The organism is Prosthecobacter sp. (genome assembly GCF_044222565.1).
In the GTDB taxonomy this organism is placed as follows: Bacteria; Verrucomicrobiota; Verrucomicrobiia; order Verrucomicrobiales; family Verrucomicrobiaceae; genus Prosthecobacter.
Genome location: NZ_JBGANA010000011.1, coordinates 55,720 through 82,074, shown reverse-complemented (window position 1 = coordinate 82,074; position 26,355 = coordinate 55,720). Strand labels below are relative to the sequence as shown.

The following is a 26,355-nucleotide window of genomic DNA, read 5'->3' as shown; positions in this document are numbered from 1 at the left end:
TTTAAGGATTGAGTGTGCCTGAGGCCTAATGGTAGCCTCCGGAATTCATTTAAACCATGAATTCCGACCCATTGCCCTCCCTCGCCTTCACGGGCCGCTGTTTTCACTGGTTAATCCGGCAGTTTTTGTACCTGGCGGCGCTTCTGCCGTGCGTTCTGCCATTCCAGGCCAGCGGCGTCGGGACATGGTCCACCCTGCCCACAGCCCCATTCACCGTGGGCCTGATGATTCTTCAGTCGGACGGCTCACTGCTCATTTTTAACAACAATGGGATTGCGATTGCCAAGCTGACGCCGAATGCCCAGGGAAGTTACGCCTCAGGCACATGGACCACGCTGAAAGCGATGTACAATTCCCGCCTGTATTTCTCCTCCCAGGTGCTGAAGGACGGCCGGGTGTATGTGGCGGGAGGCGAGTACGGCACCGGCGGCTCCGCGGCGGAAGTGTACAATCCTCTGACCAATCAATGGCTCATGGCTCCGCTTCCCGGGGTGCGCTTCAGCGATGCGAATTCTGCCATGATTCCAGACGGGCGCGTGCTGAACGCCGTGGTGGCGGCGGCACGAACGACCAAAATCTACGATCCTGCCACCAACACGTGGACGGCAGGTCCGACCTGTCTCGGCAGCAACAATGAGTCGGCCTGGGTTCGCCTGCCGGACCAGAGCGAGCTGATGGTGGACATCAATTCCACCAACTCTGAGCGGTACATCCCGGCGTTGAACACATGGATCGCGGATGCCACGGTGCCGGTCTCCCTCTACGATCCCTATGGCTCGGAAACAGGTGGGGCGATGATGCTGCCCAATGGAAAAGCCCTCTTCATCGGCTCGCTCGGGCATTGCGCCATCTACACGCCTTCGGGTTCCACCGCGAACGGGTCGTGGACGGTCGCTGCGGACATCCCCGGCTCACAGGGCACGCCTGATGCGCCTTGCGCGATGCTGCCCAACGGAAAAGTGCTCGCCGCTGTCTCTCCCGTCCCGACCTCAGCCCAGCACTTCCCTTCTCCCACCGCATTCTACGAGTACGACTACATCACCAACACCTGGACGGCTGCGCCAATCCCGGGCGGCTCGCAGAACCATGCGTCCTATTATGGCACCATGCTGATCCTTCCGGACGGCACCTGTTTGTATTCCAATTTTTCCTCCACCATCTATCGCTACACACCGGACGGTACACCGGTCACGGCGGGCAAGCCTGTGATCACATCGCTGTCGCAGAATGCGGACGGCACTTTCCACATCGTGGGCACCCAGTTAAACGGCTGGTCGGAAGGATCGTCCTACGGTGATGACAATCAGAACGCCACGAACTACCCCATCGTGCGGCTGACCTCCGGCTCATCGGTTTATTACGCGCGCAGCTTCAACTGGAACAACAACGGCGTGGTGACGGGCGCACTGCCGGTGACGACCGAATTCTTCGTGCCGTCCAACGTGCCAGGCGGGACTTATGACGTCGTGGTGGTGGCGAACGGGATCAGCTCGGACCCGGTTTCGCTTTCGTACAATCCCATCACCATTGCTTTGCCTGTCAGCGTCACTGAGAACGGAACCACCGGAACGGGGGTCGTGACCCTGCCAACGCCCGCCGCGACAAACATTGATGTCACGCTGACATCTGCAAACCCCTCCAAGGTTACGGTGCCATCTTCCATCACCGTGCTGGCGGGAGCAACCACGGCTTCGTTTTTGATCACTCCTGGCAATGATTCGGTCCTCTCCAGCAATCAGGCGATCGGCATATCGGCTGCAGCCGCGGGTTATCAGTCCGGATTTGCCAATCTCATCGTCATTGATGACGACACGGCGGTGATTTCGGTGACACCCACAGCGACTTTCACTCCGACAGGAGGTGCGGGCGGTCCGTTCACTCCCTCTTCAAACGCATACACCCTCACCAACACGGGCAACACCAGTGTGACCTGGTCGGCTGCCATCACCCAATCATGGCTGACGATTTCTCCCACGAGCGGCACCATCCCAGGCGGTGGCACGGCAACGGTCACACTGACGGTCAATACCAGCGCCAACTCTCTTGCCACGGGCGGCTATTCGGACACGGTCACTTTTACCAACACCCTGACAGGAGACGGCAGCACGACACGATCTGTGTCACTGTCTGTAGCGGGCACACCGGCCATGTCCGTGACTGCGGGCTCGCTCGCATCCACGGGCGCCGCCGGCGGGACGTTTGCGCCTTCCAGCGCGATATTCACCATCCAGAATCCTGGCACTGCCTCCATGAGCTGGACCGCGGCAAAGGCTGCCACCTGGCTGACTCTCTCATCCTCCAGCGGCACTGTCACCGCCGGTTCAAGCTCCATCGTCACCGCGTCCATCAATACAACTTCCGCGAATGCGCTCTCAGCCGGAGCCTACAGCGACACCATCACCTTCACCAATACCAGCAACGGCAACGGCAACACCACGCGCTCCGCATCTTTGCTTGTGCAGGCGAAGGTGAGCTCCCAGACGCTGAGCTCCAATCCAGGCTGGAGCACGCAGGGCGAGTGGTCCTACGGCACGCCCACAGGCAGCGGCGGGCCGCCGAATGGATTTGCAGATCCCACAGCAGGCAGCACCGGCGCGAACGTGTATGGAGTCAATCTTTCCGGCAACTACTCCACCACTCCGGGCGGACCGTTTTATCTGACCTCCACCGCCTTCAACTGCAGCACATCCACCCAGACCAAGCTGAAGTTCCAACGCTGGCTGAACACGGACGTGCAGCCTCTTGCCTTTGCCACCGTCGAAGTCTCGAATAACGGCTCCACGTGGACCCAGGTTTACACCAATGACACCGGCGCGGTTACAGATTCCAGCTGGCGGCCGGTGACGTATGACATCTCCGCCGTGGCCGACCATCAGGCCACCGTCTTTGTGCGCTGGGGCTATCAGGTGGCGGCAGGCGCACTGCCATACTCGGGCTGGAACATCGATGACGTGGACATTCTGGGCAACGTGAGCCGAACCGCCCCCACTGCGACCGCGCAGAGCAAATCGATGGCGTTCGGCGCCACCCAGTCCCTCACCCTCGCGGGCACGGATACAAACTCCCCCACCGGGGCGCCGCTAAGTTTTGGCATCGCGAATCCTCCTTCCCACGGCACGCTCTCTGGCACGCCTCCGAACGTGAGTTACACGTCTGCGCTGGGTTATTCAGGATCAGACAGCTTCACCTTCACCGCGTCGAATCTCTATGGCATCACCAGTTCCCCGGCCACCGTCAGCCTGACCATTGCGGCGGGTGCGCCGGTAGCGACCCCAAAATCTGTCACCGTTGCCCCGGACACTCCGACTGCGATCACGCTGACGGGCACCGATCCCAACATTCCTCCGCTGCCGCTCACGTTCGCGACCACGTCCTCTCCCACCCATGGCACGCTCTCAGGCACCGCCCCCAATCTCACCTACACTCCTGCCGCCGGCTATACGGGGGCAGATTCATTCGCCTTCACGGTGAACAATGGGATCGCCACCAGTCCGGCAGCCACGGTCTCCATCACCGTGGGCATTGTGAATGTGGTGGAACCCCTCACTTCCAAGGCGAACATCCTCGGCAACAAGCCCCTCAGCCCGCTGGTGCTCGGAGCCGATGGTGCGCTTTACGGCACCTGTCAGACAGGAGGCCTCAACAACCAGGGCTCTGTGTTCAAGATCACCACCGCAGGGGTGGTCACCACCTTGGTGAACTTCTACGGCGTGAATGGCGCCGCGCCGCAGGCAGGACTCTGCCTTGGCAGCGATGGCAACTTCTACGGCACCACCACGGCAGGCGGAGCCAGCAACCTGGGCACCATTTTCAAAATGACACCCGCGGGCGTGCTGACAACGCTGGTAAGCCTGAGCTCTGTCAGTCCAAACACGGGCTCCGTCCCCAAGGCGGGCCTGGTGCAGGCTGCCGATGGAAATTTTTACGGCTCCACCACGGCTTCGGGCACTTCCGGCAGCGGCACCCTGTTTCGCGTCACGCCAGCCGGAGTTATTACCGTGCTGAACAACTTCACCGGCACCACCGGAACGGTGCTCGGTTCGAACTGCCAGGCGGCCATGATTCAGGGCAGTGATGGCAATCTCTACGGTGTAACCGGCAGCGGCGGCGCAGGCGGCTTTGGCACCCTGTTTAAGATGACCACCGGCGGCACCTTCACCACTTTGGTTGCATTCACCGGCACCTCCGGCGGCGCATTGGGCAGCACTCCCCTCGGCGCGCTGGTGCAAGGCTCTGACGGCACGCTCTATGGCACCACATCCACCAGCGGCGCGAGCTCCAATGGCACCATCTTTAAATGCACCACGGCAGGCGTGCTGACCACCCTGCAAAATTTCACAGGATCCACCGGCGCAGTCATCGGCGGCACTTGCGCCGCGCCGCTGGCCTTCGCCGCGGATGGCGTGACGCTCTACGGCACGGCTTCAGCGGGTACAACTTACGGCTCTCTCTTCAGCATCACGACGGCGGGGGTGTTCACCAACATCAAGACCCTTGCCACCACAGACGGTCCTTCCAGCCCGCTCGGCGGCATGACGCTGGCAAGCACGGACGGCAACTTCTACGGCACCCTCTCCGGCAATGTGTCAAACATCGGAGCCACCAAGGGCGGCGTGTTCAAGCTTGTCCCCGGCACCAACACTTTCAGCATGCTGTCATCTTTTCAGCTCATGCCGCCGGTCTATCGCAATCTCGTCAGACACAGCGACAACAACCTCTACGCCACAACAACGCAGGGCGGCACCAACCAGTACGGCAGCGTGGTTAAATTCGTGATCCCGTCAACCCTCACCACCCTGACCAGTTTTTCCGGCACTTCTGGCGCGACCAACCCGAACACCCTCATTGTCGGAACGGACAACAACTTGTACGGCACCAATCCCACGGGTGTCATCAGCACGAACGGCACCCTGTTCAAACTTACAACTTCCGGCACACTCACCACGCTGGACACGTTCAGCGGGACGACAGGCACCGTGCCAGGCACATCCCCGAGTGCGCACCTTACTCCTGGTGGCGACGGAAACTATTACGGCGTCACCTCAAGCGGCGGCACCAACAGTTTCGGTGTTGTTTTCAAGGTGACCCCTGGAGGGACTTACACTGCACTCGGAGTTTTCACCGGCACCACGGGCGCTTTGCCCGGAAGCGGGCCGCAGACACGCCTGGTGCTAGCGCCGGATGGCAATCTCTACGGCACGACTTCGAGCGGTGGCACAGGAGGTTTTGGCACGATCTTCCGCATCAATGTATCCACCGGCTCCGTGACGTCGCTGATCAGCTTCACCAGCACCACAGGAGCAGCTCTGGGCACCAGCCCGAACACCAACCTTGTGGTGGGCAGTGATGGCAATCTGTACGGCACCACCACCAGCGGCGGCACAGGGGGCTCCGGCACGGTTTATTCTCTGACGCCAGCCGGCGTGCTGACGACTTTGGTAAACTTCACCGGCACTGCAGGTGCGGCCCCCGGTGCCACGCCCGCCTCAAATCTCGTCTTCGGCACGGACGGCATTTTGTACGGCACCACCACAGGTGGCGGTGCCAGCAGTTCGGGAACCATCTACACCTGCACCAAAGGAGGTGTCTTCACCTCGCTGGCGGCATTCACAGGTGCCACGGGCACGATGCCGGGCTCCTCACCTTCCTCCATGCTGCTGCAGGCGCCAGACGGCTGGTTCTATGGCACCACAGGTGGGACGGGGGCCTATTCCATGGGCACGGTCTATCGTTTTCATCCCAGCGGCATGGTGCAGACCTTGTACGCTTTTGGCTCGGGCGCTGACGGCGGGGTGGCCACGACCTCAAGCAACCTTTCGCTGGACTACCGCCTCGTGCTCGGTGCGGACGGCTACCTGTATGGCGCCAATGCAGGAGCCATCTATCGTGTGCATCAGCAGCCTGCTGTCCAGGACCTGCCGGATGCAGCCGTCAGTTCCAGCACGAGCGCCACTCTCACCGCAAGTGTGATCCCCAACAACGACTCGGCGTCCGCCTATTTCGAGTGGGGCCTGGGGACAAACTACGGCACACAATCTGCCATGCAGAATCTGCCCGCCAGCGCCTCGCCTGTGGATGTGAATGCGACACTGAGCGGTCTGATTCCCGGACAGATCTACCACTACCGGCTGGTCACCATCACGGCGCAGGGCACTTATTACTCGCCAGATCAGACCTTCGCCACCCAGGGGCCGCCGATTGTGATCACCGGTTCATGGACGGGCACCGCGCAAAACGGCATTACCGTGGACGGTTACATCAATCCTCTTGGCAGCCTGACCAACTACTGGTTCGAGTATGGCGAGAGCACCGACTACGATGACTTCACCGTGCCGCAGGTGATGGAGAGTGTGCCGATCACCCTCGATCCGGAAACTGAGCCGGACGGACCGCAAAACCTCTCCAGCGGCATTGCCACACTGCCTGTGTCCGTCACCATTGGCGAAGGGATCACACCCGGGACGGAGTTTCACATCCGCCTCGTGGCTCAAAACGGATTTGGCACCACGTACGGCGACGATCAGGTCATCACCACTCCATCCCCGCAGCCAAAGGCCATCGTCGAACCCATCTTCCATTACGTGGTGGCCGGCACCTCACCGCAGAGCGGTCTCACGCTTGCCAATGACGGCTACTTCTATGGCGTGGCAAGCACCGGTGGATCGATCAATCTGGGCACGGCCTTCAAGATGTCCCAAGGCGGCACCATGACAACGCTGTCTGACTTCTACGGCACGGCCAACAGCGGAGTCGATGGAAACTCTCCCCAAGGAGCGCTGGTCCAGGGCCCCAATGGCAATCTCTACGGCACCACCAATTCTGGCGGCACCACCAACAGCGGCACCATTTTCATGATAACGCCGGATGGCACGCGCACGACGCTGGTAAACTTTACCGGCACTTCCGGCGTAGCTCTTGGTTCAGGAACTGTCTCCAAATTGACGCTTGGCCTGGATGGCAACTTCTATGGCACCACCACTGGCGGCGGCACAGGGGGTGGAAATGGCACCGTCTTCATGATGACACCGGCAGGCGTGTTCACGACTCTCGTCAATTTCACCGGCACCTCGGGTGCTTATTTGGGAGGCAGCGCGCGCGGGCTGCTGCTGGCAAACGACGGCAACTTCTACGGAGTCACAAACAACGGCGGCACTGGCGTCAATGGCACCATCTTCAAGATGACGCCCGCAGGCGTGCTGACCACCTTGGTGAACTTCACCGGCACCTCGGGAGCCGCGCCCGGCGCGGGCCCCAACTGCACTCTCATCCAGGGTGTGGACGGCAACCTCTACGGCACCACGACCACGGGTGGCACGCTGAATTTTGGCACCGTCTTTGTCTGCACACCCACAGGCACATTCACCTCCCTGGTGCAGTTCTCCGGCACTGTGGCTCCGGCCTTGGGCTCAAGCCCCAAAGGTGCGCTGGTGCAGATGAGCGACGGGAACTTTTATGGCACCACAACTGCCGGCGGCACCGCGGGCGGCAACGGCACTTTCTTCATGATGACTCCGGCAGGTGTGCTCACCACCCTGGTCAATTTCACCGGCACCACGGGCACCGCTCCGGGCACGGGACCGCAGGGTGCGCTGGCCCGTGGAGTGGATGGAACGCTCTACGGCACCACCAGCGGCGGCGGCCAGTTCAACCAGGGCACCATCTTCAAAGTTTCCACCGCCGGCCTGCTGACCACGCTGGTGAATCTGAGCTCTCCGCCGGTCATCAGCAAACTGGCCCAGGGCAGCGAAGGCACCTTCTTTGGCACCACCACAGGCGGCGGGACGGCATTGGGTTACGGAACGTACTTCACTGCATCCATTGACGGCGCGCCACGCATTCTTGCCCAGCTTCCACCCACCTCCGGCACCAGCGCCATCACCTCCCGCGGTGGACTGCTGCTCGGCAGCGACGGCAATTTTTACGGCACCAGCTCCGCCGGTGGCGCCACGAATGCGGGAAGTGTTTTTAAAGCGAGCCAGGACGGAGTGGTCACCACCCTGCTGAACTTCACAGGAACATCCGGTGCGGCGCCGGGCTCCAGTCCACAGGCGGCTCTGATCCTCGGTTCAGACGGCAACTACTGGGGTACCACCAGCACGGGTGGCAGCACTGCCAATGTTGGTGAAGTTTTCAAAATCACTTCGCTTGGAGCGATGACGCCGGTGGCGGTTTTCACCGGCACCACGGGATCCGTGCTCGGCTCCAGTCCTCAAGGTCCGCTTCTGCTGGCCAATGACGGCAACTACTATGGCACTACCACGACCGGTGGCAGCGGCGGCGGGCTTGGCACCGTGTTCAAGCTCACGCCCGCAGGAGTTTTTACCAGCCTCGTCAGCTTCAACAATGCCATTGGTGGCGTGCTGGGCTCCTCTCCGGCCGGGGCGCTTGTCCAGGGACCTGACAATGCACTCTATGGTGTGACCACCAGTGGCGGCACCTCCAGCCTCGGGACCATTTTTAAAGTCACTCTGGCCGGCGTGTTCACCAATCTGGCAAGCTTTACGGGGACCTCAGGTGCTCTGCCTGGCTCGGCTCCCAGCAATGGTCTCTTCACCGGACCTGACGGACATTTCTATGGTGTGACAACCAGTGGTGGCCTTTACAACCAGGGGACTCTTTTCCGCGTCGGCACGGATGGCAGTGTGCAGCACCTGTACTCCTTTACCGGACGGGCCGATGGCATCACTTCGGCAAACGGTTTGCTGAATGCCACGGACGGATACCTCTACGGGCAGACCAGCTCCGGCATTTTCCGAGTTCATCCCACGCCCGCCGCGCTGGCTCTGCCCGCCACCAACGTGCTGGCCGGCAGCGCGACCCTGAATGGCTCCATCGTTGGAGAAGAATATTCCGGCACCACCTGTTTCGAATACGGCCTCACATCCGGCTATGGCACCACCACCGGATCGCAATCGTTCAGCGCAGGAAACATTCCAGCGGTCAGGACCTCCGGCATCCTCGTGCAGCCATTCCTGACCTATCACTACCGCATGGTGGCAGTCACACCGGACGGAACGTTCCCAGGGCCGGATCGTTCATTCTCCACCGCAAACACAGCCACCTTCAATTCCGCAGCGGACGTGCCGGTGACCATCGACAACTTCAATGCAGGCGGTCTGCCATTGACGGTGAGTCTCGGGTTTGCTCCGACAAACGGAACCGTCTTGAAGCTCGTCAACAACACCGGCAGCAGCCCGGTCAACGGCACTTTTGCCAGCCTTCCAGAAGGCAGCGGTGTGACGGCGACATTCAATGCGCAGTCTTATCTGTTCCAGATCACGTATGCCGGAGGAGATGGCAATGACATCACGCTGACAGCGACTCCCCAGGTCATCGCTTTCCCAACCGTGGGTCTGAAGCGCACGACGGACGCGGCGTTCAATCTCGGCGCCACTTCCACCAGCGGACTGGCCGTCACCTATCAAATCGTGGCAGGCTCTTCCGCGGCGACGTTGTCGGGCAATACGGTCACCCTGACAGGTACCGCAGGAGTCGTCACCATCAAAGCCACCCAGGCAGGGAACGGCGGCAGCATCGGTGCAGCTCTGCCGGTGTACCAGTCCTTCATCGTTCAGACCGCAGCGGGCTTTGTGCAGATCAGCAGCAGCAAGGCGAATGACTTCACTCTCGGCATCCGCAGTGACGGCACACTTTGGGCCTGGGGGATCAACTCCAACGGACAATTGGGCGACACCACCACCACCTCGCGGCGAACACCCGTTCAGATCGGCACTGCGACGAACTGGTCCGGCGTAAGCTGCGGCACCTCCCATGTGGTGGCGCTGCGCAGTGACGGCACGATGTATGCCTGGGGTCTGAACACCAGCGGGCAGGTCGGCGACTCATCGCTGACGCAGCGCACCAGCCCCGTTCAAATCGGCACGCTGGCTCAGCTCGGTGTGACCAAGGTCTGGTCTCTCGTGGCGGCCGGAGCCAGCCACAGCGTGGCCGTGGCAAACGACGGCACACTCTGGGCCTGGGGGGCCAACGCCAACGGCCAGGTGGGCCAGAGCAGCACGCTGACCACCACTTACTCCACGCCCACCCGCGTAGGCTCGGCCTCCACCTGGTCCATCAGCGGCCAGACGCTCAGCGCAGGCAGCGACTTCACTTTTGCCATCGACACGCTCGGCAAGCTCTGGGCCTGGGGTCTCAACACCAGCAACCAGCTCGGCGACAGCTCCGCCACCACACGCCTCTCTCCGGTGCAAATCGGCAGCGCGACCACCTGGCAAAGCGTCGCGGCTACCAGCAATGGCGGCTTTGCCACGATGACCACCGGCACGCTCAATTCCTGGGGCCTCAACTCGAGCGGGCAGGTGGGGGACAACACCCTGACTCAGCGCTCCGCCCCGGTGGTGATCGGTGTCACCACGGACTGGTCCGGCGCCACGCTCGCAGGTGGCGGCGTGCAGTGTTTGGTGAGAAAGACCAATGGAACTCTGTGGACCTGGGGCGGCAACAACCTCGGGCAGCTCGGCCAGGGCTTTGCAGACCTCACCGCACGCGCCAATACACCTCTCCAGGTCGGCAGCTTGTCCACCTGGGCGGCCCTCGCCGGCGGACTGGGAGCGTCGTATGGCACCACCACGGACGGTGCGGTTTACTGCTGGGGATCCAACGCCAACAACATACATGGCGTGGTCATGCGCTCGCTCCTGCCTCTTTCTTCGCAGCTCGGCGCGGTCAGCACGGCCGTGGGCAGCACCAACAACTCCTACTTTATCAAACAGGACGGAAGCCTCTGGGGCCTCGGTGGAAACAGCTCGGGGCAGCTGGCTCTCGGCGCGACGGATTCCAGTCAGCACCCCGTGCCTTTGCAGATGGGTGCGGGCAGCACCTGGCTGAGTGTGTCTTCCGCCAACAACTCCATGCACGCCATTCGCAGTGATCGCACGCTCTGGGCCTGCGGCAGCAATGGCAGCGGTCAGCTGGGGGATGGCACCACGACCTCCCGCAGCATCCTCGTGCAGATAGGCACCGATGCGGACTGGAGCTACATCTTCGACGCCAACAATTCCACCTTCGCGATCAAAACCAATGGCACGCTCTGGGCCTGGGGTTCCAACTCCTCCAACCAGCTGGGCGATGGCACCACCACGCAGCGCAACTTCCCCATTCAGATCGGCACGGACACAAACTGGCGCATGGTTGCCGGCTCTGCCAGTTCCTCGACCACCTTCGCGGCCGGCTTGAAGACTGACGGCTCTCTCTTCACCTGGGGCAGCAATTTCAACGGCCAGCTCGGCAACGGCACAACGACCACCGTCGTTCGTCCCACGCAGGTCGGCACTGCCACGGACTGGACCGCGCTCGCCACTGGCAACACCCATGTCCTCGCGCTCAAATCCAACCGCACACTCTGGGCTTGGGGCTTGAACAGCTCCAGTCAACTGGGTGATGGCACCACCACGCAGCGCACCTCTCCGGTGCAGATCGGCTCCGCCACCAACTGGGCCAGTGTCGGCGCAGGGCTGACACACTCCCTGGCCACAACGACTGACGGCGGCCTGTTCGCCTGGGGCAGCAATGCCTTGGGACAGTTTGGCAATGCCACGCTCAACACCAACACCACCCCGACTCGTGTAGGCACGGGCAGCCTTTGGAGTTCGCTCCCGGTGCAGTCTCTTGCCACCCACAGCCTGATTTTTGCAATCGACCGCACGCTCTGGACCGCTGGCCAGAACTCCTCCGGACAGAGCGCCTTCGCGGGCCGCAATCTCTGGGTGCCAAATCTCGCGGTGCCAAACTTGGGTTCGCTCCAGAGCCAGACATTCACCGCGCCCTCCAGTGTGACCGTCGGCAACACCATCACCCTCAGCACGACGACCGCCAGCGCCATTCCCTCCAGCTACATTGTCAGCGGACCCGCCACTCTCGTGGGAGATCAGCTCACGGTGAACTCCGCGGGAACGGTCTGCGTCATCGCCTTTCAGCAGGGAGACAGCGCCTGGCAGTCCTCAGACATAAGTCATTCCCTCATCAATCCAACCGCGCCAGGCGTCACCACCCTTTCCGCCACCCAGGTGGGCGCCACCACCGCCACGCTGAACGCCGTGGTCAATCCCAACGGCAGCACGAGCACCGCTTTGTTCAAATATGGAGGAGACACGAGCTACGGCAGCAATGTGACTTTCGCGCTCAACGGCGATCACGATGTCGTGCCGCAAAACATGACCACCACGCTCACGGGTCTCGCCCCCGGCACCACTTATCACTTCCAGGCTGCTGCCACCAGCTCGCGGGGAACCACCAATGGTGGGGACCTCATCTTCTCCACCCTCAGCATCAACGCCAGCCTTGCATCGCTGAGCTTCGCAGGCGGCACTCTGTCGCCAGCATTCACTTCCGGGACCACCAGCTACGCTGCCGAGGTTTCGAACGCCACCTCCAGCATCACTCTCTCGCCCGTGGTGGCGGAGGCGCATGCCAGCCTCGCTCTCAATGGTTCCGCCGGCATGACCATCCCCCTGAACATCGGCAGCAATGTGATTTCCATTCTTGTGACTGCGCAGGATGGCCTTACCACCATGACTTACACGCTCACCGTCACACGCCGCACCCCCTTCCAGGACTGGGTGGTGGCCAGCGGCATCGTTAACGGTGCTTCCGGCGCGCTGCAGGACAGCGATGGTGACGGCATCCCGAACCTGCTCGAATGGGCCTTCGGCGGAGATCCCACCCAAAACTCCGCAGGCACCGTCAGCGTCGTGGGAGGAACGCTCACCAAGCGTGGCACGCCCGCTGTGCTGATTTCTGGCAACACACGCCTGGCTGTCTTTGGCCGGCGCATGGACTACATCGGCGCAGGCCTCACCTACACGGTCGAGTTCAGCGCCGATTTCACCTCCTGGAATACAGCCACCGACATTCCCACCCCCATCGGCAACGACGGTGAAATCGAAGCCGTGACCGTCCCCTTTCCCGCCCAGGTGAACGGCCAGGAGGCTCGCTTCTTCCGCGTCAGGGTCGTCACTCCGTGAGCCTTGTGACTGAGCAGATGGTCCGGCGCATCCTATGGGCTACCACGTCATACCATAAGAGCGCATGCCGGTCCGGACTCACTGCAGCCGCTTTCAATTCTCCGGCCGAAGGTCAAAGCAGACGAGCTTGTCCTTCTGCCGCACCAGCAGCCGGCCGTTGGCAATCGCGGGGGAGGAGCAGCCCATGGCGTCCGTCTTGGCACGGCCGAGCTGCTCGTAAGCGGCGTTGGTTGCCTTCACCATGCGCACATGCGTGCCGTTGTTTTCATAGACGAGCAGCTTGCCATCCGCGAGCAGCGGGGAGGTGATGGTGCTGTTCACCTCGTTCACCACCCATTTCACCGCACCCGTTTCAAGATCGACGCACTGATGCTTCCCACCGCAGCAGTGGTACACATTGCCCTCATGGATGATCGGGCTTCCGGTATAGCGCAGGGTCACCCAGAAATGGGACCACGCTGCTTTTGGGGTGCCATCCGCCTGCATCTTGTAGGCGCGCAATCCCACCCCCTGCGTGCCGCTGTAAAGCACCAGCCAGTCCCCGCTCGCCACCGGCGTGCTCTGGCTCCCGCCTTCGGCCTTCCACTTCACCGCTCCGTTTTCGGGATCAAGGCCATAGAGCGCGTTGCTGCCATTGATGACGAGCACTGGCTTGCCGCTGGCGGGCGCCCACCATGTCGGGCTGGCGATCACACCTTTGGCCTCCTTTTGTTCCCACAGCAGCTTGCCATCAGCCTTTGAAAAGGCACAGGCCACCCCGGCGGCCATGTACACGCGGTCACCGACGATGAGCGGGGAGGCCGCAGGCCCCTTGGTGGAAAGAGCTGCCGACCATAGGCGCTTGCCATCCGCCTCATTCACGCACAGCAGCTCCGAACTGCATGCCGCATACACCTTGCCATCCACCACCGCACAGGTGCTGGAGGACTGGCGGCCGCTGGGCTTGCCAGGCTGCGAGTATTTCCAGATCTGCTTGCCCGTAGCCAGGTCCAGGCAGAGGATCACATCCTGCGCGACCTTCACCGTGTTCGGCACCAGCGCGATCATCTTCTCCTTCACCTCGGGAGGAAAGCCTTCGTCATCCAGCCACTTGCTGAACTCCGCCGCACTGGCGAAGGGTTTGCCCTGTCGGCTGTTCATCTTGCCCAGCCATTCCAAAGCGATCGCATTCTTGCCGGCTTTGAAACGGCTCGTCACCCAGGAGCCGAGCGTGATGTCCTCCTTCTCGCTCAGGTTGTCCTTGCGCCATTGCACGACCCATTCGTCAAACTTCTCGCCCCGCAGCTTGGGCAGATTCAGTCGGGTCTCCTCCAGTTTCTTCTCCAGCTCCGGAGAGGTGCCACGGTAGTTCAGCGACTGCATGACCTCGGTGTCAATCTCACGCGACTCCGAGGGCACACGCTCGTGCCACACCACGCTGATGAACACCCGCTCCCCGCTCACCACGGGGCTGCCGTGGCCCCCATATTCGTTGCTGGGAATAAATTCGCTCTCCCAGACCTTTTTCAGTCCCGCGCTCGGAAAGCTGTTCGCGATCGGACTCGTGTCCTGGGAAATCCCATTGCGATCCGGCCCGCGCCATTGATTCCAGTCCGCAGACCAGCCGGTGGAGGCAAACAACAAAAGATGCGCGGCAGCGAGGGTGTTTTTCATGCGCAGCCGTTAACGCCCTTGCGGCGCCCTAAGTTTCACCGCCACCACCCTGAAGAGCCCCTCAGGTGAAAAGCAGCACACGCAGAGCCCTGAAAGCCCGCCACCAGCCCCCACCGCGGCGATGGCGTGGACGTTTCAACGCGCATGCTCCCCGCTGAGCGAAAACGAAAAGGAATGCAAAATCTTCCGACCCGTGGTGTTACCATTTCTTTGAGATGCGGATGTAGCCTGTGATGATGCCCGAACACCATAAGCCCGGAGTGATGCCGCCGACTGCCGCGGAGCTGGGACTGTTGTTTCCTGAACTGGAGATTGGCAAACCGCTGGGACGGGGCGGAATGGGGATCGTGTATGAGGCAAGGCAATGTGCACTGGACCGGCGCGTGGCCTTGAAGCTGGTTCATGCGGAAGGAGCCACCCAGGCACGGCGCGAGCGTTTTGAACGGGAGGCGCTGGCGCTGGCGCGGCTGAATGATCAACACATCGTGGCCTTGTTTGATGTCGGCGAGCGTGGAGGCTGGTTTTATCTGGTGATGGAGTTTATGGAGGGGGAGGATCTGGCGCACCTCCTGTCACATGGGCCGCTGCCGCCACGTCAGGCGCTCGATGTGGCAATGCAGGTGGCCGAAGCACTGCTGCATGCCCATGCCGCAGGCGTGGTGCACCGGGACATCAAACCCGCAAACATTCTCATGGGACGGCACGGCCAGGCAAAGCTGGCCGACTTTGGGCTGGCGAAGCTGCTGGAATCCCCGTCCATGGATCTGACGGGTGCAGCGACTTTGCTGGGCACTCCCCATTACATGCCACCGGAACAACGACGCGACTCGTGGGCGGTGGATGAACGCGCAGATCTCTACGCCCTCGGCGTGGTACTTTACGAAATGCTCACGGGCAGACTGCCAGAAGGGCGCTTCCCTCTGCCATCACGCTCCGCGGGCACGAGTCCGGAGGTGGACGCGGCGGTGATGCAGGCCATGGCGGCAGAACCCCGGGAAAGATTTCAATCCGCCGATGAAATGCATGCGGCCCTGGCGCGGGCTGCCGAAGAGAACCAGCAAAACCGGCACAGACGTCTGACATTCATGATGCTGGCAGTCCCCGTGATCATCCTGGGTGCCACCGCGGCATGGTGGTCCATGGCAAAACGGGATGAACTGGACGCGCCCTACAGGCCCAGGCGCGTGGCGGTCGCAAAGAAGAGCACGGTGGAAAAACCGGAGGTGAAGGCGGCGCTGAAACCAGGTCAGACTCAGACACATGCTGCGGTGCTGCGCGGGGACATTTCCACGCTCGCCAAACTCATTCAGAACAAGGAGCAGCTCGAGGCCGCCGATGCTGATGGCTGGACGCCGATCCTCCTGGCCGCGGCCCAGGATCGCTCAGACATGATGGAGGCGCTGCATCTGGCCGGTGTGAAGCACGACACGATGCTGCGCGGAAAAATAACCGCGCTGCACCTCGCGGCAGGCCGCGGAGCGGTTAAATCAGCGCAGTGGCTGAACGCGCATGGCGCAAATTTGAACGAGGCTGATGAGAATGGATGGCGGCCGCTCGACTGGGCTGCGGCCTGCCTCCAGCCAGACATGGTGCGGTGGCTGATCCAGCAAGGCGTGAAGCTGCAGCGAGGCGAGACAGAACCGGCGCCATGCCTGGAAATGAGGCCACTGCATCTGGCGGCGGGAGCGGGGTGGTGGAGGCAGGCGAAAACGACCCCAATGCCATGGCGGGTCGTCTGGCAGGACGACGGACACACGCAACAGCGCTGCGCGGACACAGTGCGCATGCTGCTGGACCTCGGAGCACCGATGAATGATCTGGATGATGCGAAGCTTTCAGTGCTGCATCATGCGGCGGCGGCGAATCAGGCCCTGGCTGCGGATCTGCTGATCGAGCGCGGGATGGATGTGAATTATTTCCTGCCACCCGAAGGGCTGACGCCGCTGATGCTCGCCGCTGAAACCAATGCGACGGCAGCCATGCGCGTCCTGTTTGAAAAAGGATCCCGGGCAAACGCGCTTGTCGAGCTGGAATCCGCCCTGCACAAGGCCGCACGGGCCGGGCATGTGGAGTCGGCTGCTTTGCTTCTGAAACATAAGGCTGATGTGAAAAGGCCGAATACAAGGCTGGCCACGCCGCTGCACCTGGCGGCAGGCGGAGGGCATGTGGAGATCATGAAACTGCTGCTGGCGCACGGGGCTGAAGTGGATGCGCGGGACATCCGCCGCTTCACGCCGCTGCACGAGGCCGCTGTGATGGGAAAGCTGGACGCGGCGCGCCTGCTGTGTGAGCACGGCGCCAATCCCCTGGCGCGTGATGGCGGAGGCCTCACGGCGGCGGAGAATGCGAGTCTGGCCGGGCAATATGGAGTGGCCAAACTGATTGCGAGCTATGCCGCAACATCGGCGGCAGAAAGCAAAAAATGAGGATCGCGTTCTGCTGGGAAAACCTTTAGCCTCCCATTTTAAGAAATGACCGCCCACTGCATGAATGATTCAACCATTAATCTGAGGCCTTCAGCAAAGATGACCGCCGGGCCAGCAGGCATGTTTCCCGCCACACGCTGGAGTGTCGTGATGCGTGCGCGAGCGAGCGGGGACCCGCAGGCGGCGGATGCACTGGCGGAACTGTGCAAAACGTACTGGAAGCCGGTCTATGCCTTCCTGCGCCGGCAGGGCAATGCCCCTCATGACGCCGAGGATCTCACGCAGGGATTTTTTGCGATGCTGCTGGAGCGGGAATCTTTCTCCAATGTGGAGGAGAGCAAGGGACGGCTGCGCACCTTTTTGCTCGTGGCGGTGAAGCGATTTGCGGCCAATGAGCATGAGCGGGCCACTGCTTTGAAACGTGGCGGCGGCACGACACATGTGGCGCTCAATGCGGACGAGGCGGAGCAGACGTGCGTGGTGGATCCTGCCACGGAGGTGACACCCGAGCTGCTGTTTGAACGGCAGTGGGCGCTGACCCTGCTGGACACAGTGCTCAAAAAGCTGCGCCTGGAATATGAATCCGCCGGGAGAGTGCGTGTGTTTGACGCCCTGAAAGACCGGCTTTCCGCCGATGGGGACGCGGGCACGCTGGCACAGACCGCCGCCACATTGGGCATGAATGAGGGCGCTGTGAAGGTGGCGGTGTTTCGCATGCGGCAGCGTTACCGCCGCATCCTGCACGAGGAGATCTCCCTCACGGTGGACTCACCCCGCGAAGTGAATGAGGAGATCGTGCATCTGTTCAAGGTCTTCGGCATGAGCACGAGCTGAAGCAGGGCACGCTGCAGATTTTCAATCTTCGCCTGTAACCAGCCGCGTCCCAGGCCGGATGTAGCCGGAAAGACCTGATATTCCATGAAGCCGACTCCTCACTGCCCCCTGTGTCATGCGCCGATCCCCCAACAGGCGGCTGATGGCTTGTGCCCGCGCTGCCTGCTCATTCGCGGAGTGCTGAGCACGGCGCACGGCGGCGCCCACTTTCTGCCACCGGATCCGCAGGACATCGCGCCACTGTTTCCAGACCTGGAAATCATGGAGCTGATCGGCCATGGCGGCATGGGCGTGGTGTACAAAGCCCGTCAGCCCCGCATGGACCGTCTGGTGGCATTGAAAATACTGCCGCTGCAACTGGATGCTGATCCGCATTTCCGCGAGCGTTTTGCGCAGGAGGCACGGGCATTGGCAAAGCTGAGCCACCCGGGGATTGTGCGAGTGTATGACTTCGGAGTGCGCGAGGGCATGTGCCATCTGCTGATGGAGTTTGTCGCGGGTACGGATCTCGCGCAGCGCATCCATGCGGGACGCATCGCTCCGGAGGAGGCGGTGAAGATCGTGCAGCAGGTGTGCGACGCGCTCGACTACGCGCATGCGCAGGGCGTGGTGCATCGCGACATCAAGCCCTCCAACATTCTGGTGAGCGAAGACGGGCGGGTGAAGATCGCCGATTTTGGCGTTGCCAAGCTGATGGGGCCGCGTCCTCCGGATGAGCGGCTGACAATGGAGGGAGATGCACTGGGCACGCCGCTGTACATGGCGCCTGAACAGCGCGAGCAGCCGGAGGGAGTGGACCAGCGGGCGGACCTGTATTCGCTCGGCGTGGTCTTTTATGAAATGCTCACAGGCGAGCTGCCGAAGGGAAATTTCCCGAAGCCTTCAGAGTGTGGACTGAGCCCGGAGGTGGATGAACCGGTGCTGCGTGCGCTCGAGAATGAGCCTGCGCGCCGCTACCAGCGTGCCAGCGAACTGCGCAATGCCGTGGAGCACCTGAGCACGATCTCAACCGTGAGTGAATCCACCGCGACTCCACTTCCCCGCGCGAGAAAAAGTGTAAGCGGCCGCGATCTGATCGTCGCCAGCGTGATTCTGGCGGCGGTGGTCGCGAGTCTCGTCTGGTACGGCATGCGCCCGGTCTCACGCAGTCTGCATGAGGCCGCACGGCTTGGCGAAGTGTCAGCGGTGAAGCGGTTTATTCAAGAAGGCCAGGCGGTGAATGAGCACGACGCCGGGGGCATGACACCGCTGAACCACGCTATTATCGGAGGCAATGCCGAGGTGGTGGAGCTGCTGCTGCAGAATAAGGCGAACCCCAATGCAGTCTCAGGCATGCCAGCGATGCTCCAGGCGGCACATGCGGCCGCAATTCACCCGCAGGAGGGCAGGCGTATCGTGGAGGCATTGCTGGAGCACGGGGCAGACGTGAACGGCAAAACCGAAGAGAGTGTGGGAAAGACGGGTTTGATGGCAAAGTTGAAGGACAGCATCGCCATGAAGCCGATGGCTGAAGCCGTGGGCATTTTGGATGTGGAACTGCTCAGGCTCCTGATGGACCACGGCGCGGATGTGACGGCCAGGGATCCAGACGGCTACTCACTCGTGCACATCCTCGGAGCCAGCGGCGGAGAACATGCCAGGTCCACCTCCGCCAAAGGATGGAACGCGTTAAGTCAGGAAATGCGGCAGATGCCGGCGATGAAAATGCTCCATGCGCAAAGCAATGCCATTAATGACATCGTAAGCCGGCGCGATGCGAAGCCGGTGCTGGACCTGCTGCTGAAACGCGGACTGGATCTGGAGACCAAGAATGGAGCCATGGGCATGACCCCCTTGAACCTGGCGGCATGGCAGGGAAGGCTCAGTGCCGTCAAGGCGCTGATCGATGCAGGTGCAAAGATTGAAACAACGGACAAGGCGGGCTATACGCCGCTGCTGAGCGCGGTGGAAAATGAACACCATGAAGTGGTGAAGCTGCTTGTGGAGCGCGGTGCCAATGTGAAGGCGCTGAATTCACCAGGCAGCAATGCGCTCTGCATCGCGGCAGGCACGAACGATGTACAGACAGCCGCCTTGCTCCTGGAAAAAGGACTTCCCCTCGAAGATACGGACAGGGAAAGCAACACACCATTGATCCTGGCGGCCATGCCAGGCAAGGCGAAGATGGTGGAGCTCCTCCTGCAGCGCGGCGCCAAGGTGGATGCACGCCTGAGAAAGAGCGGAGACGACAACGACGGCACCACGGCATTGCATCAGGCGAGCTGGGGCATGGAGATGCGGAAACGCGCGCGCGAAAATCCTTCCACTTTTCAAAACAACGTCGGTTTTGCGGGCAAGACGCAGGTCACCGCGACGGAGGAAGATTTTTTGAGATGCGTGCGCCTGCTGCTGGATGCCGGTGCTGACGTGAATGCACGCAGCACCAGGTCGCTGACGCCGCTCCATATCGCGTCAAAAGGAAATGCACCGGACATCATGCAGCTGCTGCTGGAACGGGGCGCGGTGATCGAGGCGGCGGATGCCGACGGGCGCACCCCCATCCTGTGGGCTGCCTTTGAGGGTTCGGAAAAAGCCGTGAAACTGCTGCTGCAGCGCGGGGCGAAGCAGCAGGTGCCAGGAGTGGGCATGACCGCGCTGCACTATGCCGTGGACAACGGGCATGTGAACCTCGCCCAGTTGTTTCTCGACGCCGGGGCGGACGTGAACGCCCCGGATGAAAAGGGTGCCTCGCCGCTGCATCTGGCCGTCAATTCGAACCAGCTGCTTTCGTTCCGCTGGCTGCTGGCTCATGGTGCGAACCTTGAAGCCGAGGACTCTTTTGGCAATACCGTGCTGTCGCTGGCTGCATTCGCCGGACGCCGGGAGATCGTCGATGAACTGCTGAAAGGCGGGGCCAGCCCGGACCACTTTCTACTCAGCGGCGTGACCGCGGCGCAGGCGGCCGAAATCAACGGCCATGAGGCACTGGCAAAACGCCTCTATGATCTGGAGAAGAACCGGGACCTCCAGAAAGCACGGCGCAGCGTGGAACTGATGGGACTGACCAAGCCGCTCATACAGATCAAGCCGACGCGTATCGATGCGAAGGCTGAACCGCTGCTCCGTGAACATGTGGCGCTGACCGAAGCCGAGCTGAAGGGTAGCTATCCGCAGGTGCTGTCCTTTCAGCGGGGCAGGCTCGGGCTGGTGCTCGCGGAAACGGGCAAACCCGAGGAGGCGGTGCCGCTGCTGCAGGAAGGGCTGCAGGTCATGGCGGCGCCGGCTTACCAGAAGAACCCGCTGTATGCGGTGCTGCTGGAGGCACTGGCGGAGGCCTGCCATGAGGCCGCGATGCCTGAGCAGGAAATCGCCGCACTGCGCCAGTGGCGCACGGTGATGGCCAGCGGGGTGCTGAATCATTTCACCAGTGGCAAACAAGGAATCGAAGTCATATCGATCGGGACGCAACCCAAGGCCGATCCATTGCTCATGGCGGACTTGGATCGAAGGCTCGGACTTGCTCTGGCCGGCATGGGAAAAGCATCTGAGGCCGAACCGCTGCTGCAGGCGTCCAGCGCCGTTTTGACGAAAGCTTATGGTGAAGACCATGTCTCCGTCATTCAAATCCAGGAAGCCCTGGAAAAGCTGGCGCGTGAGGCAGGACGGCCGCTGCAGCCGCGCTTCGTGGGCCGCTATTCACAGGAGGACCGGCTGGTGTTTGAAGGCAATGCCTCCTTCAGCGCCTCGCTGCTGAAGCGGGGCCTCATGAGCAGTTCCGACTTCATTCTGGCGGCGCATCCGGCGGGCAGGTTTGAAGACTTTCTCAAGGCTGTGCAGGAATGCCTGCTGCGCGGCTATGGCAACGAAGGCTTTCCAGATGCCAGGATCGAAGCCATGCATGATCCGGCGAAGGATGTGGTACGGGTGCGGATCACCGAGGGGAGGCGTTACCATTGGGACACGCTGAAGATCACAGGTCTGAGCTCGATTGATGCAGAGGCGTTTCTGCAGCAGCTCGTTCAGGAGAAGGCTCCGCAGGAAACGTTTGGCCGAAGGCTGACTGAAACGATCGAGTCCACCAGAAAAATGTTGAAATCGAATTCCGGCGATCTGCTTTCGGATGAGAGTCTATTGGGCGTAAAGCCGCAGCCGGCCAGCAGCCGGACGGTTTTTTCAACGGCTTGGAAGCAGGGAAGTCATGCCTCGTTTGGCAAAAATTCCGAAGACAGCATCAACGCCTCGATCACATCTGCTTTGCGCCTGCGTGGCATTATCCCGCAAAAGCTGGAAATCAGCCACACCCGCCACGCCGACACCGGCAAGGTGGACACGCTGGTAAAGATCCAGGAGGGAGCCAAGGAGGTTTTGAAAAAGATCGTCGTGAAGGGAAACAAACAGTTCAAGCGCGAGGAGATCCTGCGTTTTCTGGGCATAGCCGAAGGCAATGAGGCACGGGGAGAGCTCAGAGAACAGGTGGAGGACCGGCTCGCGAGATCCATGCGCTTTACGCGCTGGAAGATGCTGCTGATCAACCTGCAGAACGGTGGGCTTGAAATGCGGCTCGGAGTCGAAGAGCTTCCCGGTGCGCTGCCGCTGGACCAGTCTCTGTCCGCAGACCAGATAGAAATGGGAAAATTCGCCGAGTGGATTTCGATGGCTGACCAGCGGGAAGGCAACTTTGAAGTGAGCAGCTTCATCGAAACTTCCGCCGGGCTGGAACCAGACAGCAAAGAACCCTTCACGCTGACTTGGGCACCGCGGCAGGGCTTTGTGTGGAACCAGAATTTCGAGGCTCCGGGGGCCCGCTTCAAGCGCTCCGTCGTCTCCCTTGCGGACGGGGCGCTCACCGCAGTGTTTGAGGATGGGCAGACGCCGCTGCGCTGGCAGTCGTCCCTGAACGCCATGACTCTGAGCCTGAGCATTCTGCTGGGGACCGAACTGGATGCGGAGGGAGAGGCCGGAGGCACATTCAGCTTCGCGGGCGGCTACAGCTCCGTGTCAAACAGCGGGCAGCCGGTGAAGCTGACCATGGTCATCTCTCCGACTGAAATCTTTCGCATGATGATAGACACCCGGTGCCAGACCAGCCGAAAGAAGGACAAAGAGGGAGAATACCTGGAAGTCGATTACAGCGGCGTGAAATTGTGCTGGGATTTGGACAGGCAGCAGCTCAGGCACTGGCTCTTCCCGACTGACGGGAAAACAGAAACGCTCCCACGGCAGGTGGCGGTGATACGCCCAGGCAAAGCATCCTGGCAGGACGCGAAAGCAAAGGTGAGCCGCGCTCCCGCCGAAAAAGGCGGCAAACAGGCCGGCTTCAAGGACTGGGCCCAGCTGCTTCTGATGTTCCCGGACCTGATCGAGGCCGCCAAAGGATTGGTCAGCACGGAGAACATAGAAAGCGGAGCCTTGCTGCTGGACCTGATGGGAGACACCGCCGTGCCGCTGCTCAAATCAATGAACACCGAGGTTTCGGACAATCGTTTCGTCATTCCCGTAAATCCGGAGCGCCTGGAGAAGGACCGCTCCATTGTCATGATGATGGCGGAAACCTGGTTTCTGCTGACGGACGTGCTGCCGCATGACACCTGGCTGTGGAGCTTGGGACGCGAGGCATTTTACGCGCAGGCCGGACGCACCGAGCATACCCAGGCGATGATGAACCGCATCGCCAGCAGTCCGGAAATAGGGCCTCTCGGGTGCCTGCTGGCGGAAGCCTGGCTGCAGAAGATGGGGATGCCCCAGTCCCTGCTGTTCCGCCGCATGGCTGCGCAAAAGCTCAGCGTCGGACATTTTGAAAAGGACTGGCGCCTTTTGTTTCACTCCACCTCCCGCCTCAGTGACGGCGCCGGCAGCCTGCTCGTGAAACTGCGCACTTTGGACGACCACCAGTCAGATCTGCTCATCAAACAAGCCGTCACCTTCTTTGGCAACCCGGAGGTGGAGAAGACGCTGCGTGATGCCCTGGCCCTGCTGCGCGCCAAACCTGAGAGCGTCCCTGCGGACCTGCTGTGGCCGCTGGCCAAAGAGTGGTGGGTGCAACAAATGGAACCCAAACTCAAGGACAAACTCAATCAAACACCTGGACTCAAGCCCGCCGATCCCGCGGTCATCGCCGCTCGCGTCAATGGGGAGGACATCTTGAGGAAGGACGTCGCGACCCTGATGAAACTGTCGGAGGAGACCCTGCGCAGCACTCTGGCATCTCAGCCGAAGGAACTGGAAGTGCAGCTGGCCAGGCTGCAAACCTCGATGGTCGATTCACTGATCGACCGGGCGCTGATGGTACAATCCTTCCATAAGACCGGCGGCACGGTCAAACCGGAGATCGTTGATGAAAGTGTAAACGCGGTGATCCGCCAGAGTTTCCGAGGGGACAAAGCGGCCTTTGCAAAGGAGCTGGAGGCGGCGGGCATGACGCTGGAGCGCTTCAGAGAAGTCAACCGGGACGGGATGATATTTGCATTCATGAAGAACCAGATCCACGGCAATGCCAAGGCGCCCACTGAGGAGGAGCTGAAGGCGGCATACGAAAAAGAGATTGTGACGAGCGGCGGGCGCACCATTCAGCTGAACGCCATCACACTGCCAAAAAACGAAGGAGCTGGATCTGCCGAAGATCAGCGCAAGCTGGCTCGGGAGATCCGTGAGAAGGTCGTCAAAGGCGGCAGCTTCGAACAGCTCGCCAAAACTTACTCGCAGGATGCCAACGCCAGCAACGGCGGCTTTCGCGGGACGGTCGATCCAGGCGATCTGCCGGTCTCATTGCAGGAGGCGCTCAAGGCCATGAAAGCCCACGACGTCAGCCCGGTGATCGAACTGGAAAATCATCTGGTGCTGCTATGGATCAAGGATGAAGAGCCCAAGGCTCCTCCGCCATTCGAAAAGGTGCGCCAGCGCCTGCTGGAAACGGTAAGCCAGCAGAAAAAAGAAGAGGCGCTCAAATACTGGCTGGAGGAGCAGCGCAAATCCGCCTACATCGAGACATTCGCCGCACCGTGAAGTTTGCCAGCCGGCGAGCCAGCGGAACGGACTGCACCCGATCGTTTATTTTTCCAGCACCGTAACGTCCAGATCTTTGATTCCCGATGTTAACGTTGGAGTTCTCCGGAGATCTATACTTTCGAAAAACCCCGTTTTCATCAGCGCCTCCCGCCCCTTCTCAATCAGGACCGTGTTGAGGACATCGCCCGGGTCATGCGCGAACTCATCGCCACCCGGCTGGAGTCAACGATAGTGGAGCCATACCGGCCCATTGAGATCGTGGACGACGTCAGCGGGGAACCCTTCCTTGTCACGAATCCGGTTACTGCCCCCATGCTCGCCATCCGCCTCAAAGCATTGGATCAACTCACCAGGCTTTGCGGTGTCAACCTTCCCTCCAAGCTACACTGAGAAAAAACACAACCTCACGCGACTCCTCCGAAAATAGCGGAGGCAGTCAAGGAGTGTGTTCTGGTATTGCACGGGCGAACCCAGCTTGGCCCGGTCCCATTGCCATAAACCCACGATCTCATTCCTCCTCGATGCAACACACTCCTCCAAGCTTACAATTATCGAAATAACATGGTTTTTCTCCCAGCGTTTTCAACAAGCGGGAGTTTGCATGAAAAGCTCGATCAGCCTTTGCCTCGATCTTTCCCGCTGGTCGAGAAATCCCTGGGTGAAGGAAGCCCTCCTCAGAACCTGATCGTGGAAGTTTTCGTTCTACAAGGGTATTCAACTGTCCCACTGGCTGTCGGAGCTGGATGAAGCCGCCCGGCGTCATGGGATAAACCCTGGCTTTTTTCCGGGATGTCGTGATTGCCATGAACAGCGGCCATGATCTTGCATTGGGAACTTTTGTGTACCGACAGGGCTTCGGCTCCCTGCTTTGGTAGAGAGGGTTTCAGAATGCACACTTGGCTTCGGCGAGGGCGTGGCTGCTGCGCTGGCGAGTACTTCCGTGCGGTGAGCTTTAACTGTGGGGAGGGTATGTCATCTTTGCGGTGGAATTCCCCCTGGCGAGGGCCAGAGACCGTTGAGCTTGGGGGCGTCGGGCTGGGTGCGTTCTAGCGTAGCCCTTCTCCTTTTTCCGGTCTTACCCAATCAAGGCGCATGTACGCCTGTCGGCTACTGATGCCAGCAAAGGATATTGGCTGGTCAAACTGCCGCTTTCATACATCTTTGGTAGTTGAAGACGGAGATGGGCCATCCGTTTTCTTTGGCCCACGATAGAAGGGATTGGGGCGCATTGGGGAACCGTTGCGCACCGCCTGCGCGTAGGCTTGCTCCTTGGTCAAGCGGGTTGGAGGCTGCACGCTTGTTGCCGTCTGCTGGGGCATATTGGCTGGCATGGACGTAATAACGGGTTTCATGCGTTATGGGGAATTGTGGGCGCCAGAGCTGGGTTAGCTGTGCTTGCCGCTTTTTTCCTCCCAACGAAACATTGCCGTGGACGAATTGGGCGGTCACCGTGGAATCGCAGAGCTTGGGCCAGT

At 61.1% G+C, this 26,355-nt stretch carries 6 protein-coding genes; 5 read left to right on the top strand and 1 reads right to left on the bottom strand.

What is annotated here, in order from left to right; all coding sequences use genetic code 11:
* Window positions 1-56: 56 nt before the first annotated feature.
* Window positions 57-12,983, top strand: coding sequence for a choice-of-anchor tandem repeat GloVer-containing protein (locus tag ACILSR_RS17185; protein WP_395751024.1), 12,927 nt, complete (start codon window positions 57-59; stop codon window positions 12,981-12,983).
* Window positions 12,984-13,076: 93 nt separating this feature from the next.
* Here ACILSR_RS17185 and ACILSR_RS17180 read toward each other — a convergent pair whose 3' ends face one another.
* Window positions 13,077-14,636, bottom strand: coding sequence for a PQQ-binding-like beta-propeller repeat protein (locus ACILSR_RS17180; RefSeq protein ID WP_395751023.1), 1,560 nt, complete (start codon window positions 14,634-14,636; stop codon window positions 13,077-13,079).
* A 263-nt stretch (window positions 14,637-14,899) separates the two neighbouring features.
* On the opposite strand from ACILSR_RS17180, the gene ACILSR_RS17175 reads away from it, so the two are divergent.
* The 4 genes from ACILSR_RS17175 to ACILSR_RS17160 all read left to right on the top strand — a co-directional run bounded on the left by ACILSR_RS17175 (window position 14,900) and on the right by ACILSR_RS17160 (window position 25,270).
* A complete protein-coding gene (locus tag ACILSR_RS17175) occupies window positions 14,900-17,062 on the top strand; it encodes a protein kinase domain-containing protein (RefSeq protein ID WP_395751022.1) in 2,163 nt (720 codons plus the stop codon).
* A gap of 60 nt (window positions 17,063-17,122) precedes the next feature.
* Entirely contained in the window at window positions 17,123-17,896 is a 774-nt protein-coding gene (locus tag ACILSR_RS17170) for an RNA polymerase sigma factor (protein WP_395751021.1), read from the top strand.
* A gap of 84 nt (window positions 17,897-17,980) precedes the next feature.
* Entirely contained in the window at window positions 17,981-24,877 is a 6,897-nt protein-coding gene (locus tag ACILSR_RS17165) for an ankyrin repeat domain-containing protein (RefSeq protein ID WP_395751020.1), read from the top strand.
* Between the two features lie 195 nt (window positions 24,878-25,072).
* Window positions 25,073-25,270: a hypothetical protein gene (locus tag ACILSR_RS17160; RefSeq protein ID WP_395751019.1), complete on the top strand. Its 198-nt coding sequence runs from the start codon at window positions 25,073-25,075 to the stop codon at window positions 25,268-25,270.
* Window positions 25,271-26,355: the final 1,085 nt, after the last annotated feature.

Bases quoted from the DNA above. Each gene is read 5' to 3' on its own strand.
- ACILSR_RS17185 (WP_395751024.1), top strand. From the start codon at position 57: ATGAATTCCGACCCATTGCCCTCCCTCGCCTTCACGGGCCGCTGTTTT.
- ACILSR_RS17180 (WP_395751023.1), bottom strand. From the start codon at position 14,636: ATGAAAAACACCCTCGCTGCCGCGCATCTTTTGTTGTTTGCCTCCACC.
- ACILSR_RS17175 (WP_395751022.1), top strand. From the start codon at position 14,900: ATGCCGCCGACTGCCGCGGAGCTGGGACTGTTGTTTCCTGAACTGGAG.
- ACILSR_RS17170 (WP_395751021.1), top strand. From the start codon at position 17,123: ATGAATGATTCAACCATTAATCTGAGGCCTTCAGCAAAGATGACCGCC.
- ACILSR_RS17165 (WP_395751020.1), top strand. From the start codon at position 17,981: ATGAAGCCGACTCCTCACTGCCCCCTGTGTCATGCGCCGATCCCCCAA.
- ACILSR_RS17160 (WP_395751019.1), top strand. From the start codon at position 25,073: ATGCGCGAACTCATCGCCACCCGGCTGGAGTCAACGATAGTGGAGCCA.